At 55.6% G+C, this 563-nt stretch carries 1 rRNA gene; it reads left to right on the forward strand.

The features are described 5' to 3' along the window. Window positions 1-86, forward strand: a 16S ribosomal RNA gene (locus ACTQVX_RS08850); the annotation flags it as partial. Between the last annotated feature and the right edge of the window lie 477 nt (window positions 87-563).

Below are 563 nucleotides of genomic sequence, written 5' to 3' on the forward strand. Positions count from 1 at the left end.
GGGAGGCGCCGAAGGTGTGGAGGGTGAGGGGGGTGAAGTCGTAACAAGGTAGCCGTACCGGAAGGTGCGGCTGGATCACCTCCTTTCTAGGGAGACACATTCTTAGAGAGAGAACACTTTAACTCGAATGGAGGGCAGGAGCCCGTCCGGTAGATGTCCCGCCACGGATGAAGTCCCCGCAGCACCCGGTCCCCGGGGTCGCACCCGCGTACCTTGAGAGCCGCATAGCGATAGGAGAGAGATGGAAGAGTATCCTCTTCCAGACTCGATTCTTTTCTGCGATTAAATCAAGAATGATAGCAATCATTCATCCGATCCAAACAAGAGGAATTCACTCATTGATGAGTGAGGAGCATCTGATCGCGAGCACAGTGGAACACGCTGTGCCGCGGTATGAGATACCCGAATTGCGACATGAGAGCGCTATTCATGATATCGATTAATCTATATTAGCGACACGTGGATATCCCGCGGGCCCGGAGCGGTCCCGCAAGATACCACGGGCGCACGGCGGATGCCTTGGCACAGGGAGCCGATGAAGGACGCGGCAAGCTGCGATAATC

Origin of the sequence: Collinsella sp. LCP19S3_A6, from assembly GCF_052122015.1 — a bacterium.
Classification (GTDB): domain Bacteria; phylum Actinomycetota; class Coriobacteriia; order Coriobacteriales; family Coriobacteriaceae; genus Collinsella.